General features: G+C 72.1%; 10 protein-coding genes. 5 read left to right on the forward strand and 5 right to left on the reverse strand.

Going from position 1 to position 14,788, the window contains the following annotated elements; all coding sequences use genetic code 11:
• Nucleotides 1-63: 63 nt before the first annotated feature.
• Complete coding sequence (locus Q5425_RS33940; RefSeq protein ID WP_308676441.1) at nt 64-1,098, reverse strand: NAD(P)-dependent alcohol dehydrogenase; 1,035 nt, start codon at nt 1,096-1,098, stop codon at nt 64-66.
• 98 nt (nt 1,099-1,196) lie between these two features.
• On the opposite strand from Q5425_RS33940, the gene Q5425_RS33945 reads away from it, so the two are divergent.
• Nucleotides 1,197-1,790 (forward strand): TetR family transcriptional regulator, encoded by a 594-nt coding sequence (locus Q5425_RS33945; protein ID WP_308676442.1) that lies wholly within the window; start codon nt 1,197-1,199, stop codon nt 1,788-1,790.
• Here Q5425_RS33945 and Q5425_RS33950 read toward each other — a convergent pair.
• Together Q5425_RS33950 and Q5425_RS33955 are read right to left on the reverse strand one after the other, a co-directional pair.
• Nucleotides 1,771-2,553, reverse strand: a complete 783-nt coding sequence (locus tag Q5425_RS33950) for an ABC transporter permease (RefSeq protein ID WP_308676443.1) — start codon at nt 2,551-2,553, stop codon at nt 1,771-1,773. The genes Q5425_RS33945 and Q5425_RS33950 overlap by 20 nt on opposite strands.
• On the reverse strand, nt 2,546-3,508 hold the full coding sequence (locus tag Q5425_RS33955; protein ID WP_308676444.1) for an ATP-binding cassette domain-containing protein: 963 nt from the start codon (nt 3,506-3,508) through the stop codon (nt 2,546-2,548). The genes Q5425_RS33950 and Q5425_RS33955 overlap by 8 nt, the downstream gene beginning before the upstream one ends.
• A 109-nt stretch (nt 3,509-3,617) precedes the next feature.
• On the opposite strand from Q5425_RS33955, the gene Q5425_RS33960 reads away from it, so the two are divergent.
• Nucleotides 3,618-4,379, forward strand: coding sequence for a TetR/AcrR family transcriptional regulator (locus tag Q5425_RS33960; RefSeq protein ID WP_308676445.1), 762 nt, complete (start codon nt 3,618-3,620; stop codon nt 4,377-4,379).
• Between the two features lie 201 nt (nt 4,380-4,580).
• A complete protein-coding gene (locus tag Q5425_RS33965) occupies nt 4,581-6,194 on the forward strand; it encodes a long-chain fatty acid--CoA ligase (RefSeq protein WP_308676446.1) in 1,614 nt (537 codons plus the stop codon).
• Nucleotides 6,195-6,200: 6 nt separating this feature from the next.
• Here Q5425_RS33965 and Q5425_RS33970 read toward each other — a convergent pair whose 3' ends face one another.
• Entirely contained in the window at nt 6,201-7,889 is a 1,689-nt protein-coding gene (locus tag Q5425_RS33970) for a GAF domain-containing protein (protein ID WP_308676447.1), read from the reverse strand.
• A 145-nt stretch (nt 7,890-8,034) separates the two neighbouring features.
• Between Q5425_RS33970 and Q5425_RS33975 the strand changes: the two genes are divergently transcribed.
• Both Q5425_RS33975 and Q5425_RS33980 read left to right on the forward strand, forming a co-directional pair.
• Complete coding sequence (locus tag Q5425_RS33975; protein WP_308676448.1) at nt 8,035-9,423, forward strand: MFS transporter; 1,389 nt, start codon at nt 8,035-8,037, stop codon at nt 9,421-9,423.
• A gap of 27 nt (nt 9,424-9,450) precedes the next feature.
• Nucleotides 9,451-11,070, forward strand: a complete 1,620-nt coding sequence (locus Q5425_RS33980; RefSeq protein WP_308676449.1) for a tannase/feruloyl esterase family alpha/beta hydrolase — start codon at nt 9,451-9,453, stop codon at nt 11,068-11,070.
• A gap of 9 nt (nt 11,071-11,079) precedes the next feature.
• Here the strand turns inward: Q5425_RS33980 and Q5425_RS33985 are convergent, their stop codons facing one another.
• Entirely contained in the window at nt 11,080-14,739 is a 3,660-nt protein-coding gene (locus Q5425_RS33985; RefSeq protein ID WP_308676450.1) for a glycoside hydrolase family 3 C-terminal domain-containing protein, read from the reverse strand.
• Nucleotides 14,740-14,788: the final 49 nt, after the last annotated feature.

Here is a 14,788-nt window from a genome sequence, read left to right on the forward strand (position 1 = left end):
GAGAGGACCTGGCCTGCCCCACCGCTTCGACGCGGCGGGGCAGGCCAGGGTCCTGCGGGGCCGTCAGCCGAGGTCGGCGAGGTCGAGGACGAAGCGGTAGCGGACGTCGTTGCGGGCCAGGCGGTCCAGGACGTCGTTCACCCGGGCCGACGGGACGACTTCGACGTCGGCGGTGATGTCGTGGCGTCCGCAGAATTCGAGCATCGCGGCGGTCGCGGCCCGGCCGCCGCTGCCCGCGGAGGTCAGCTTCTTGCGGCCCACCAGCAGGTCCATCGCCTCCAGCGTGATCGAGCCGAGGTGACCGACCTGGCAGAGGGTGCCGTCCAGGGCGACCAGGCGCAGGTACGGGCCGAGGTCGTGGGGCACGGCGATCGTGTCGATCACCACGTCGAACCGGTCGCGGGCCGCCGTCAGCGCCTCCGGGTCCGTCGAGAGCAGCAGTTCCCGGGCTCCGAGGCGGCTCGCGTCGGCGGCCTTCCCGGCCGAACGGCTGATCACCGTCGTCTCCGCGCCGAGGGCGACCGCGAGCTTGACCGCCAGGTGCCCGAGGCCGCCGAGCCCGGCCACCGCCACCCGGGTGCCCGGCCCGGCGCCGAGCGCCCGCAGCGGCTCCCAGACCGTGATGCCCGCGCACAGCAACGGGGCGGCAGCGGCGGGGTCGAGACCCGCGGGGAGCCGGTAGGCGAACTCCTCCCGGACCACGTACTCGCGGGAGAACGCGCCCAGCGTGGGGGAGCCGTCGTGGCGGTCGGTCCCGCCGTAGGTCAGCGTCGGGAATTCGGCGCAGAAGTTCTCCTGGCCGCGGCGGCACATCGCGCACTTCCCGCAGGAGTCGACGATGTTGCCGACCGCGACCGGATCACCGGGGGCGAACCGGGTCACCGCGGGGCCGGTCTCGGTCACGACGCCGGTGAACTCGTGGCCCGGCACCAGCGACGTGTCGCGGTCGCCGCGCACCGAGTGCAGGTCGGTGTGGCAGACCCCGCAGTGGCCGATCCGGATCGCGATGTCGTCGTCGCGCAGGTCGCGCCGGTCGAGGGTGGTGCGCCTGAGCGTCGGCTCGTGCGCGCCGGCCAGCCAGCCGGTGGTGGTTCGCATCGCAGCTCCCAAGAAAACAGAACAGTCGGTTTACTTTCTCGAAGCTAGCGCGCAGGGGCGCAGAAAGCAAACCGACTGTTCTGTTGTAGGCTGGGGGCATGGCCGAGAAGTCGCTGACCTCCCGCGGAGCCGCCACGAAGCAGCGCATCGTGGACGCGGCGACCGAAGAGTTCGCCCGGTACGGCATCGCCGGCGCCCGGGTCGAGCGCATCGTCGAGGCGGCCCGGACCAACCGGGCCCAGCTGTACGGCTACTTCGGCAGCAAGGAAGGGCTGTTCGACGCGATCTTCCACGCCTCGCTGGAGCGGATCGTGAACGTGGTGCCGATCGACGGAACCGACCTCGCCGGCTGGGCGGTCCGCCTCTACGACGAGTACCTGCGCCGCCCGGACCTCATCCGGCTCGCCACGTGGACCCGCCTCGAGCGCCGTCCGGCCGGGCACCTGGTGGACAACGCCGACCGGATGGACGACCCCAAGCTGCGCGCCATCGCCGCGGCGCAGGACGCGGGGCTGGTCCGGCAGGGCGACCCGTTCGACCTGATGGCCATCGTGATCGCGATGTCGATGGCGTGGTCGCCGGTCAGCAACGTCTACGCGGCCACGGACGCGGAGCCCGCCGAGCTCCACGACCGGCGCCGGGAACTGTTGCGGGAGTGCGTGCGCGGCGCCATCACGCCGTCCGGCGTTTGAACAGCCGGCCCGTCGCCGCGACCGACAGGGCGAGGACGCCGCCGCACCACGCGAGCGCGATCCACGCGCTGGTCCCGACCGGGGTGCCGAGCAGGAATCCGCGCAGCGCCTCGATCAGTGGCGTGAACGGCTGGTTGTCCGCGAACCCGTGGATCCACGCCGGCATCGTGTCCACCGGCACGAACGCACTGCTCGGGTACGGCAGGAACATCACGAAGAACGTGAACCCGCTCGCCGCCTCCGGGGTCTTCGTCAGCAGGCCGACCGCCGCGGACGCCCACGACAGCGCCAGGATCGCGGCCAGCAGCAGCCCGGCGGCCGCCATCCAGTCCACAACGGACGCCGAGGGCCGGAAGCCGATCAGGAACGCGACACCGAGCACCAGCGCGGTCGACACGAGGTTGCGGGCGGTGCTCGCGGCGACGTGCCCGCCCAGCACCGACGCGCCACGCACGTCCATCGACCGGAACCGGTCCATGATCCCGCCGGTCATGTCGTTCGTGACGGCCACCGCGGTGAGCGAGGCACCGAACGACGCGCACAGCACGATCACGCCGGGCACCACGTACGTCACGTACGCGGTGCCGGTCTGGATCGCGCCGCCGAACATGTAGACGAAGAGCAGCATCAGCATGATCGGCAGGGCGACCGAGGTGATCAGCGCGTCGCCGTTGCGCATCGTCAACGTGGTCGCGCGGCGGACCAGCACGCCGAGGTCGCCCAGCGGCGAGGCGGGACGGGCGGCGGAGGACGGGTCAGACACCGGCTCGCTCCTTGTCGTCGGTGGTCGCGTGCCCGGTCAGCGCCAGGAACACGTCGTCGAGGGTGGTGGAGTGCACGGCGAACCGCGCCACCGCGGTGCGAGCCGGGTCGAGCGTGTCGAGCAGTGCGCGGATGTGGCCCGCGCTGCCGTCGGTCGCGACCGACAGCGACAGCCGTTCGCGGTCGGGCAGCAGCGCACGGTCGCCGAGGTGGGCGGCGAGCGCGTCGAACGCGGCCCGATCGGTGAGCGTCAGGCCGAGCCGGTGGCCCGACACCTGCTGCTTGAGCTGCGTCGCGGTGCCCTCCGCGACGATCCGGCCGCCGTCGACGAGCGCGATCCGGTCGGCCAGCTTGTCGGCCTCCTCCAGGTATTGCGTCGTCAGGAAGATCGTGACGCCGGAGCGCGCGAGATCGGAGAGCACGGTCCACATCGCCGCCCGGCTGCGCGGGTCGAGGCCGGTGGTCGGTTCGTCGAGGAAGAGGACCGCGGGCCGCACGACCAGGCTCGCGGCCAGGTCGAGGCGCCGGCGCAGGCCACCCGAGTAGGTGCTGATGCGGCGCGTGCCGACGTCGCCGAGGTCGAACTGCGCGAGCAGTTCGGCTGCCCGGGCGGCGGCCGCGCGCCGGGAAAGGCGGCACAGCCTGCCGATCATCAGCAGGTTCTCCGCGCCGGTCTGCGCTTCGTCGAGCGCGGTGTCCTGGCCGGTGAGGCTGATGCTGCGGCGCACCAGCCCACGGTCACGCACGACGTCGTGCCCCGCGACCCGGGCCGAGCCCGCGTCGGGGCTGGTCAGGGTGGTCAAGATCCGCACGGTGGTGGTCTTGCCGGCGCCGTTCGGGCCGAGGAGCGAGAACACGCTGCCCGGCGGCACGTGCAGGTCGATCCCGGCGAGCACCGGCACCGAGCCGTAGGACTTCGTGAGGCCGGTAGCCTCGATCGCTGGTTCGCCGGGCATGGTTCCCCCTGGGAGTTCGTCGACGACGGCGTACTGCGTACGCGATAAACTTTACTGCGTAGGGCTTAAACAGTGAATCGGGGTTTTTCCCTGAGACGAGGTAGGGGTGATGAGCGGCGACAACTCGGAGACCGGGCTCCCGGCCAGTTTCGAGCTGGTCTGGGGCGTGCGCGACCGGCCGACCAAGGGGCCCAAACGCGGACTGTCGCTCGAACAGATCGTCGAGGCGGCCATCGACGTCGCCGACGCCGAGGGCATCGGGGGCCTCTCCATGGGCCGCGTCGCGAAGGAGCTCGGCGCATCGGCCATGTCGCTCTACCGCTACCTCGCTTCGAAGGACGAGCTGCTCGCGCTCATGATCGACGGCGCGTTCGGCCGGCTCGACGTCGCCGAGCCCGCCGAAGGCACCTGGCGCGGGCGGCTCGAGCGGTGGGCCGAGATCGAGCTCGCCGCCTACCGCCGGTTCCCGTGGGTGCTGCGCATCCCGGTCACCGGCGCGCCGATCATGCCGAACCAGCTGCGGTTCCTGGAATGGGGACTGCGGGCGCTCGGCGGTACCGGGCTCGCCGAGCAGGACAAGCTGTCGGCCGTCTTGCTCGTCACCAGCTTCACCCGCAGCTTCGCCATGCTCAGCGGTGACATCGCGGCCGCGTTCGAGTCGGCGGACCCGACGACCGCGCGCGTCATGCCGCAGTACGGCGAGCTGATCAAGAAGCTGACCACCCGAGCGGAGTACCCCGCCCTGCACGCGGTGGTCGACGCGGGCACGTTCGACGACGCCGGGGACTTCGACGGCCTCGACCACGACTTCCGGTTCGGGCTCGAGCGCGTGCTCGACGGCATCGAGACACTCGTCGACCGCCACGCGTGACCGAGGGGACCCGCCGGCAGGCCGCAACCCGGCTGCCCGAAAATCCACGATCGCTGTCCGGGGCACGTCACCCACCTCGACGTGGAGGTGATCACCACCGGAGCGGGCGGACGAGTGGGAGGTTCTGACCTCTCGGCCGGCTGGGAGGCGCACCTAGGGTCACTCGCGACGAGAAGACTCCCGCCGACCGGAAGAGGCGTCATGGACGGGCTGATGCAGCCACGGCCGCTCACCATCGCCCACATCCTGGAGCGAGCCGAGCGGCTCTACGCGCACAAAGAGGTCGTCACGGCGGGCGCCGAGCGGCTGACGTACGCCGAGGTGGCCCGCGGCACCCGGCGCCTGGCCACCGCGCTGGACGACCTCGGCGTCCCGGCCGGGGCCCGGGTCGCGACCTTCGCGAGCAACCACCGGCGCCACCTCGAGCTCTACCTGGGCTTGCCGGCCACCAAGCGGGTGCTGCACCCGATCAACATCCGGCTGACGGCGGAGCACCTCGAGTACATCGTCGGCCACGCCGAAGACGACGTCGTGTTCGTCGACCGCGCGCTGCTCCCGCGGATCTGGCCGAGCGCCGCCCGGCTGCCCCGGGTGCGGCACTGGGTGGTGCTGCCCGACGGCAGCGACGAGCCGATCCCGGCCGACCCCCGCGTCCTGCACTACGACGACCTCGTCTCCGGGGCCGCGCCCTTCACGGGCTCGTTCGAGGACGCGTTCGCCTTCGAGGACGAGAACCTGGCGTCCGGGCTGTGCTACACCTCGGGGACGACCGGCCCGCCCAAAGGTGTGCTCTACAGCCACCGGTCGACGGTCCTGCACTGCCTGGGGACACTGGCCGCGGGCTTCGTCGGGCTCTGCGAGAGCGACGTCGTGCTGCCGATCGTGCCGATGTTCCACGCCAACGCCTGGGGCCTGCCCTACGGCGCGATGATGGCGGGCGCGTCGCTGGTCCTCCCCGGCCCGTCGGCGGACCCGGACCACCTGCTGCGGTTGATGGCGGCGGAGCGGGTCACGGTCGCCGGCGCCGTCCCGACGGTCTGGACGAGCATGGCCCCCGGCCTGCGCGCGCACGACCTGAGCGCCACGCGGTTCCTGCTCGGCGGCGGATCGGCGGTCCCGCCCGCGCTGTCGGAGGCCTACCGCGCCGCGATCGGCGTGCCCATCACGCATTCCTGGGGGATGACCGAGGTCAGCCCGGTCGGTGCCATCGGCGGCACGCGCACCCAGCACCGGGACGCGACCCCGGCGGACCGGGTGGCCGTCCGTGCCGCCCAGGGCCAGCCGCTGCCGCTGGTGAACCTGCGGATCGTCGACGTGGAGACCGGCCGCGAACTGCCCCGCGACGGCGACGCGGTCGGCGAGCTGCAGGTAGCGGGCCCCTGGGTGGCGGGCGGCTACTTCCGGCTGGACGCCGACCCGAGTTTCACGGCCGACGGCTGGCTGCGCACGGGCGACCTGGCCACCATCGACGCCGACGGCTACCTGCGGCTGGTGGACCGCATGAAGGACCTGATCAAATCCGGCGGCGAGTGGATCTCGTCGGTCGAGCTCGAGGGTGCCATCGCTTCCCACCCCGACGTCGCCGAAGCCGCGGTGATCGCCCGCCCGGACCCGCAGTGGATGGAACGCCCGGTGGCGTACGTCGTGCTGCGCGAGGGGAGCACGGCGACGGATGAGGAGGTCCTGGCGCACATCACGCCGATGGTCGCGAAGTGGTGGCTGCCCGATGAGGTCGTGTTCGTGACCAGCCTGCCGAAGACGGGGACGGGGAAGATCTCGAAGACCGCCTTGCGCGACTCGGTGCGGATCGCCTGAGGAGGTTCAGGACGGGCCGGCCGCGGTCTCCCGGAGCTGGTGCAGCCGCAACCCCAGCTGCAGCTCCAGGTCGTTCCCGTGGCGGTAGTCGAAGCCGAGGACGGTGCCGGCCCGGTCCAGGCGCTTGAGCAGCGTGTTCACGTGCAGGTGCAACGCCCTCGCCGTGGCCGCGACATTGGCCCGGTGGACGTAGTACGCGGTCAGCGTGCCGACCAGGTCGGTGCCCCGCTGCCGGTCGTACTCGAGGAGCGCGCCGATCGAGGCGGTCAGGAAGCGGTCGAGCTCGCCGGCGCGCTCGGGGTCGAACACCATGGCGTACAAGGCATACTCGCGCGTGGTCGCGCCCACGTCGGTGTGGCCGAGCGCGCGCAGCACGGCGCCGCAGCGGCCGGCCAGGGAAAACGCTCGTGACCAGTCGTGGCCGCTCGCGCGTTCCCCGACCACGACGACCGGGCCGCCCAGTTTGCGCCGCAGTCCGGTGTGGACCTCCGCGACCGTGCGCTCGGCGTCGGTGCCGGGGAGGATCATCGTGGCGCGGCCCAGGTGCTCGCCGGCCAGGCCGGCGCGGTCGCGGGCGATGTCGTGCAGGTGGCGCGAAAGGTCGGCCGGTGCCACCGCGGGGGAGTCCGCGACCACGACCAGGTCCAGGCGGTCGACGTCGATGTTGCGCGCCCGGGCGCGGGCGCGCTGGGCCGGGCCGATGCCCGGGCTGCCGACCATCAGCTCGGTCAGGAGCTCTCCGCTCAGCCGCTCGCCGGCCTCGGCCACGGCGCGCTCCCGGAGGATGAGCAACCCCAGGATGTGCGTGGCGCGTTCGAGGGTCCGCAGGTCGGTGTCGTCGACGGTGGCCGACGGCCGGCTCCACACCAGCGCGCCGAGGTAGCTGTCGCCCGCCTGGATCGCGGCCACGCTGCGGGTCGTACCGTCCGCGCCCGCCGACACCGTGCAGCGGCCGGAGCGGCGCGCGGCTTCGACGGCGTCGGCCAGGTCGGTCTCGCCCGGGCGGTCGAGGAGCGTGACGCGGCCGCCCAGCTGGTCGGCGAGGTGCTGCGCGACGTCGCCCGGTGTCCCGCCGCCCAGCACCACCCCGGTCAGGGCCTCGTGGATCGCCTGCGCCCGCTCGATCTTCCGGTACGCGACCCGCAGCTCGCGCAGGGCGGTCCGGCTCGCTTCGTAGAGCCGGGCGTTGTCGAGCGCGACCGCGGCGTGGTCGGCGAACGCGTTCAGCAGCGCGATTTCTTCGGCCTGGAAGGACCGTTCGGAGCGGTCCGCGGCGAACAGGGCCCCCACCGCTTCGCCGCGGATGACCAGCGGCACCCCGAGCAGCGCCACCAGCTCCTCGGTGACGACCAGGCGGTCGAAGTTCGGGTCGTGCTGGATGAGCGTCGAGGTGGCGTAGTCGCGCACCCAGTGCGGGCTCTTGGAGGCCAGCACCTTGCCGCCGAGCCCCACCGTGGCCGGGATGGCCGCCGCCAGGAACTCGGCGGAGATCGTGCCCTCCGACGCGCGCGCCGACAACCGGCCGTCCGCGCCGACCAGCGAGAGGTAGGTGAAGTCCGTGCCGATCAGGTCGTGGGCGTGGTGCACGATCGACTGCAGGACCTGATCGAGCTCGCCCAGGGCGGTCAGCGATTTGACGGTCGCGTACAACGACGCCAGTTCACGCTGCCGGCGCGGCTCCGCCTCACTGGTCACGGCGGCGTCCTCCTCGGCTCCGGGTGGGCGAAAGACCCACCGCTGCGGCGGGAGGAGTGGGTGGTCCACACCTCAGCTCGCAGCGTAACGGCGCCCTACCATCACCGCCATCACCTGCCGGCGCTCCTCGACGAAGGCGGCATCCATGGCCATCCCGCTCACCCAACCCGAAGGGCAGTCCGACGCCGGGTCGTCGTCCCCGCCCCGGCGCCGGGCCTTCCGCAAGCTGCTGGCGGCGGGGCTCATCGGCAGCTCCATCGAGTGGTACGACTTCTTCCTCTACGGCACCGCGGCCGCGCTGGTGTTCCCGAAGGTGTTCTTCCCGCACTCCTCGGCGCTGACCGGGACCCTCCTGGCCTTCAGCACCTTCTGGGCCGGCTTCGTGGCGCGGCCGATCGGCGGCGTGCTCGCCGGCCACCTCGGGGACAAGTACGGGCGCAAACCGGTGGTCGTCGCGTGCCTGGCGCTCATGGGCGCCGCCACGTTCCTGATCGGCTGCCTGCCCGGCGCGGGAACCGTCGGGGCACTGGCCCCGACGCTGCTGGTCATCCTGCGCTTCGTCCAGGGCCTCGCGGCCGGCGGGCAGTGGGGTGGCATCGTCCTGCTGCTGACCGAATCCGCCAGTCCCAAGCGACGCGGGTTCGCCGGGACCTTCGGGCAGACGAGCGTGCCGGTGGCCGTGATCCTGTCCAACCTGATCTTCGTGGCGGCCAGTGGCCTGATGCCGGACGCCGCGTTCCTGAGCTGGGGCTGGCGCATCCCCTTCCTGCTCAGCGTCGTGATGTTCGGGGTGGTGCTCTACATCCAGGCCAAGGTGGAGGACACCCCGGAGTTCCGGCAGCTGCAGGAATCGGTGGCGCACGACGACGGCCCGGTGGTCCGGGCGCCGCTCGCGCAGGTCCTGCGCAGCAAGTGGGGGACCATCCTGCTCGGCTGCGGGCTGCTGTCCGCCACCAACAGCCTGTTCTACGTCAGCATTTCCGGGCTGTTGAGCTACGGCACCGGCACGCTCAAGCTGGAGCGCAACGCCTTGCTCGCGGTCGTGCTGATCAGTTCCGCCGCCATGCTCGCGACCATCCCGTTGTCCGGGTACGTCTCGGACCGGGTGGGCCGCCGCCCGCTGATCCTCGTCGGCGGCCTGGGTGTCGCCGCCTGGGCGTTCCCGTACTTCTGGCTCGTCGACACCGCCACGCTGCCGCTGATCTTCGTCGCGGTGGCGGTGGGTTTTGTGTTCCAGTGCCTCACCTACGGCCCGATCGCGAGCTTCCTCGGCGAGCTGTTCGCGCCCGGCGTCCGCTACTCGGGGGCGTCGCTGTCCTACCAGCTCTCCGCGATCATCGTCAGCGGCGGCACGCCGTTCCTGATGACCGCCCTCATCGCGAAGACCGGGAGCACCCTGCCGGTCGCCGCCTACATCGCCGCGATGGGGCTGATCACCTTCGCCAGCGCGTGGTTCCTGCCCGAGACGAACCCCGCCGAAGTCCGCGCCGATCCGCACGCCGTCCCGGGTGCGCACCTCCACCAGGTGCACTGACCCGCGAGATCCAGAAAAGAGGCCGGTATGAGGAAAACACGTCGGCTCGTCGTGACGGCGGCCCTGCTGCTGGCGGCGAGTGCACCCGGACAGACCGCCGCGGCGACCCCAGCGGCGCCGGACTGCGCCGGTCTGGCCGGGCTGCGGATCCCCGCGCCGGTCATGAGCCTGCCGACCACCGGCGGCCGCGTCACGGCGGCTTCGGTGGTGTCGGGTCCCGCCACCGGCGAGTACTGCCGGGTCGACGCCGACGTCTTTCCCGTCGACCCGGCCGCGCCCGCCATCAAGCTGCGCGTCGCCCTGCCCCGCGCCTGGAACCACAAGGCGATGATGTTCGGCGGTGGCGGGTACAACGGCACCATCCCCGATCCGACGGCGAACGTGCCGTTCGGTCCCGCCGACCGGCCCGCGCCGCTGGCCCGGGGTTACGCGGTGTTCGCGAGCGACTCGGGCCACCAGCAGAACCCGGCGTCCCCGCCGTCGCTGGACGGCTCGTTCGGCGTCAACGACGAAGCGCTGCGGAACTTCTCCGCCGGCGACGCGCTCAAGAAGACGCGGGACGCGAGCCTGTTCCTCCTCCGGCACGCCTACGCGGCGATGCCCGCCGACGTCTTCTTCGCCGGAGGGTCGACCGGCGGCCGCGAAGCGCTGATCGTCGCCCAGCGGTGGCCGGCCGCGTTCGACGGCGTGATTTCCGCCTATCCCGCTTGGAACAACCTCGCCGAGGTCCTCGACCTCGGCTACCTGACGCAGGTTCTCTCGCGCCCCGGCGCGTTCCCCGGACCGGCGAAGCAGGCTCTTCTCTACAACAGCGTCGTCAACGCGTGTGACGGTCTGGACGGCGTCGTGGACAAGGTCGTCTCGAACCCGGGCGGCTGCCGCTTCGACCCGCGCGCACTGCGCTGCCCCGGCGGGACCGACACCGGCGCGACCTGCCTGTCGGACCGCCAGATCGGTGCCGTGACGGCTATGTCGTCGCCGTTCCGGTGGCCGTACCGGATCGCCAGCGGCGAAACGGAGTACCCGGGCTTCCCGTTCCTCTCGGGGGCGGACATGCGGACCCCGTTCCTCGGGTTCGGCACCACCGCGCCGGCCGACCCGATGCCGGTGACGAGCGGCTACGGGATGCAGTACTGGGACCAGTGGGTCAAGTACTTCCTGACCCGGGACCCGGGGCACAGCTCCCTCGACGTGGATCCCCGGCACCCCGGCCGGTGGCTCGACCGGATCAGCGCCCTGTCCACGATCCAGGACCGCAACAACGCGGACCTCCGTCCGTTCGCCCGCGCCGGCGGCAAGCTGATCCTGATGCACGGCGCGGCGGACGAACTGGTCTCCCCGTACTCGACGAGCGACTACTACGAGCGGGTCCGCGACGTGGCGGGCCCCCGGACGACCGACGCGTTCCTGCGGTACTACCTCGTGCCGGGGGCGAACCACGCCAACTTCGGCGCGCCGGCGTTCGCCGCGGCCTGGGACTCGCTCACGGCGCTCGAGCGGTGGGTCGACACGGGCCGGGCGCCGGCGAACCAGGTCGTCGCCGACCTGGCCCACCCGCGCACCCGGCCGCTGTGCGCCTATCCGGGCTGGCCCCGGTACCGCGCGGGGGACCCGGACACCGCGTCGAGCTTCGCCTGCGCCCGCTGACCCGCCCGGTCAGCCGATGGCGACGGTGAAGATGTGCATCGCCGCCGTGCCCATGTTCGCTCCGTCGCTGACGTCCGGCAGGGTCAGGGACTGCACGGTCTTGCCGGGCTGCAGCGGGATCGGGGCGTAGTACAGGCTCACCGGCTGGTTCAGCTGTCCGCTGCTGTTGTTGAGGTACGGGAGCGTGGTGAGGATGTCGCCGCCGGTCGCCGCGTTGGACCACCAGTCCGCGAAGCTGACGGAGTGGGACTCGGTGGTGCCGTCGGTGTAGGTCACCGTCGCGGTGCCGCTCGGGCTGCCGTAGTCGCCCGCGCCGATCAGGCCGAGGGTGTGGCCGGAGCCGGAGATCGTGATGGTCTGCCCGCCGGCCACGCCGCCGGCGACGACGTTGTCCGGGCTGCCGGGCGGGGCGTCCGGCCAGGTGAACGTCAACCCGTCGTGGGTGAACGTGGCGCCCGGCGTGAGGCTCGGCGTCGCGTTGGCCAGCGCCTGCGCGGAGAAGCTGGCGTTGCCGCCGTCGAAGTTGCCCGCGCCGGGCGTGGCGTCGTCGCTGGTGCCCACGTTGTTGTACGCCGCGGCCAGCGACGGGTACGGCGGGTGCGGCAGCAGCACCGTGGTCGCGTCCGTCGAGGCGCCCCGCCCGTTAACGGAGGTGAACGTCGCCTGCGCCGACACGTCGAACTTGCCGGGCTGCGCCGCCGCCGGCACGCCGACCTCCCAGGTCGTGCTGACGGTCTGCCCGGCGGGCACGGTGGCGAAGGTGGACGGCGAGGTGGCCTTCGCGGTCCAGCCGGCGGGCACACTGAGCGTCAGCGCCACGTCGCGCAACGGCCGGGCTCCGGCCGGGTTCGGCAGCGTGGTCGTGACGGCGTACGTCGTGCCCGCCTTCACCTGGGCCGGTGCGGTGAGCGTGAACGGCTGCTCGACCACCACCGGCGTGGTGCCGGTGACGCCGTCGACCGTGACGCTGATGGTCGCGACGCCGGGCGCCACCATGGTCACCTGGCCGGTCCGGCTGACCTGGGCCACGCGCGGATCACTGCTGCGGTAGCCGATCCGGGCGTGCGCGAGGTCGACGAACGACTGGTCGTCGTGCACCGCCTCGACGATGTGGTCGGCGGGCACGTGCCGGCCGGCCTGGGCGGTGTCGTCGGCGATCCACGGGTTCTTCGCGGTCAGGTCGAGGCGCTCGCCCGGGGCGAACACGACCTGACCCGGCTGCACGGTCACGTACTTGGTCTTGGGCTTGATCGCGCCGGTGACGGCCACCTTGGCGGTGCCGGTGAGGTGGGCGGAATCGGCGCCCACGCCGAACCGGTACTGACCGGGGTACACCACTTCGCGGCGCTTCCCCTCGTCCCAGAAGGACAGATCGCTGATCCGCACCGGGATGGCGATGTGCTGGGTCCGGCCCGGTGCCAGCACGTCGGTCTTCTTGAACCCCGCCAGGCGCTGGCGCGGCAGTTCCACGCCGGGCACGCCGAACGCCGTGGCCGCGTACAGCTGGGCGACGGTGGCACCGGGCGTGCTGCCGGTGTTGGTCACGTCCACGTGCACGGTCACCCGCCCGTTCGCGTCGACGGCCCGGGTGTCCGCGTGCACGCGGGAGTAGGCGAACTTCGTGTAGGAGAGGCCGTAGCCGAACGGGTACGCCGGCGTGCCGGTGAAGTACTGGTAGGTCCGGCCGAGCCCGCCGGTCTGCGACGGCGTCAGCCCGTAGTTCTTCATGGCGGGCAGCTGCGAGTCGTCGGCGTACCAGGTGAAGTTGAGGTGCCCGCCGGGGTTCTGCTTGCCGAACAGCACGTCGGCCAGCGCGGTGCCCTGGCTTTCGCCGTTGTACCCGCTGAACACGATGCCCGGGATGCCTTCGGCGTGGCCGAGCGAAACCGCGCCGCCCGCCTGGACGGCGAGCGCGGTCCGGGGGTTGCCGGCCGCCTTGACCTGGTCGATCAGCGAGTCGTAGTTGCCGGGCATGGCGATGGTGGTGCGGTCCCGGCCCTCGGTGGCCACGTTCCCGTCGGTTCCGGCGAACACCACGACCAGGTCGGCCGTCTTCATCGCGGCCAGGGTCGCCGCCGAGCAGCTCGCCGCCGTGGTCGTGCCGGTGGACGTGCCGCACGCGTCGAACGTGACGGTGGCACCCGGATTCGCCGCCTTGACCGCGGACGTGATGCCCTGCACCGCGTTCACCTGGAGCGCGGGTTCACCGGAGTAACCGCCGAGGGTGACCTTGCCCGCGAGGTCGCCCACGACGACGACGGTGCCGAGCTTGGCCGGATCGGCGGGCAGCAGCGGCGCGGCGGTGCCCGGGACCGGGTCGTTCTTCAGCAGGACCAGCGAGTTCGCGGCGACCTTCGCGGCCAGCGCCTGGTGCCCGGCGCTCTGGATGACGTCCTTGGTGATCTTCGTGTATGCCACCCGCTCCGGCGGGTCGAACTCGCCGGTCTGCATGCGCGTGGTGAACACGTGCACCAGGGCGTTGTCGAGCACGCCTTCGGACAGCACCCCGGCCTTGATGGCCTCCTGGATGTTGGCCACGGTGGCTTCCGTGCCGGTGCAGTTGAGCTGGGTGCCCGCGCGCAGCGCGTACGCCTGGCCGCCGGCGGCGCCGGAGACCTGCTGCCCGGTCGTGGTGTTCGTCCACCGCGTTCCGCCGTTGGAGGTGGCGGTGGTCCAGCCCGGCGGCGCCCAGTTGTGGCTGCCCGGCGCGTAGACGTCGCCGACCGCGCCGCAGTCGGACGTGGTGTAGCCGTCGAAGCCGTAGGTGCGCTGGGCGATGGCGTTCGCCGTGTAGGTGTCAGCCGGGGCGGGGGTGCCGTTGATCGCGTTGTACGACGTCATCAGGCCGGACACGTGCGCGTCCTGGATCAGGTGCCGGAACTGCCTGGTGTAGTAGTCGCGGATGTTGGCCTCGGTCGTGTCCGAGGAGTCCGCGTGCCGGTCGTTCTCGACGTTGTTGAGCGCGTAGTGCTTGGCGGTGGCCGCGACCTTGAGGTACGGCGTCGTCGGCTTACCGGACGGCGTCTGGCCCTGGTAGCCGTTGACGAACGCGCCGGCCATCTTCGCGACCAGGTACGGGTCTTCGCCGAACCCTTCGTCGGTGCGGCCCCACCGCGGGTCGCGGTCCAGGTTCACCGTCGGCGCCCAGTAGGTCAGCGACCCGTAGTTGTTCTTGTCCGGGCCGATGTTGTTCTGCGCGACGCCCCACAGCGACTTGTCCAGCATGCCGCGCGCCTCGTCGGAGATCGCGGTGGTCTCCTGGTGGATCAGGTCCGGGTCCCAGGACATCGAGCTCGCCAGGTTGGTCGGGAAGCTCGTGGCGTGCACCCCGCCGGTCGCCGTGCCGTCATCGGTGTTCGCGCCGAGCGTGTTGAGGCCGTGCTGGCCCTCGCTCCAGTAGGTGTACTGCTGCACGCCGAGCCGCGGAATGGCCGGTGCGCTGTTGGTGCGCAGCTGCAGCACCTTTTCGGGCAGCGTCATGCGCGAGACGAGGTCGGCTGCCCGCTCGGCGAAGCTGTAGTGCGTGTCGCGGTAGACGGGCACGGCGGCCGGAGCCGCCGACGCGGCGGAGGCGAGCGTGGCCGCCGTGGTGGCTGCCGTCATCGTGGTGGCGAGCAGACAAGCGGCGGCGAGCCGTACCCGTCGCCGGCCGGGGAAGCGCAAGGACATCGGAACTCCGTCACAGAGGGGCAGCTGGTGGCCGAGGCAGGGGCGGCGG

The sequence above is a fragment of the Amycolatopsis sp. A133 genome, assembly GCF_031082405.1.
Lineage (GTDB): Bacteria > Actinomycetota > Actinomycetes > Mycobacteriales > Pseudonocardiaceae > Amycolatopsis.

Coding starts and splice junctions, on each gene's coding strand:
- Q5425_RS33955 (WP_308676444.1), bottom strand. CDS start 3,508: ATGCCCGGCGAACCAGCGATCGAGGCTACCGGCCTCACGAAGTCCTAC.
- Q5425_RS33985 (WP_308676450.1), bottom strand. CDS start 14,739: ATGTCCTTGCGCTTCCCCGGCCGGCGACGGGTACGGCTCGCCGCCGCT.
- Q5425_RS33960 (WP_308676445.1), top strand. CDS start 3,618: ATGAGCGGCGACAACTCGGAGACCGGGCTCCCGGCCAGTTTCGAGCTG.
- Q5425_RS33945 (WP_308676442.1), top strand. CDS start 1,197: ATGGCCGAGAAGTCGCTGACCTCCCGCGGAGCCGCCACGAAGCAGCGC.
- Q5425_RS33940 (WP_308676441.1), bottom strand. CDS start 1,098: ATGCGAACCACCACCGGCTGGCTGGCCGGCGCGCACGAGCCGACGCTC.
- Q5425_RS33965 (WP_308676446.1), top strand. CDS start 4,581: ATGGACGGGCTGATGCAGCCACGGCCGCTCACCATCGCCCACATCCTG.
- Q5425_RS33975 (WP_308676448.1), top strand. CDS start 8,035: ATGGCCATCCCGCTCACCCAACCCGAAGGGCAGTCCGACGCCGGGTCG.
- Q5425_RS33980 (WP_308676449.1), top strand. CDS start 9,451: ATGAGGAAAACACGTCGGCTCGTCGTGACGGCGGCCCTGCTGCTGGCG.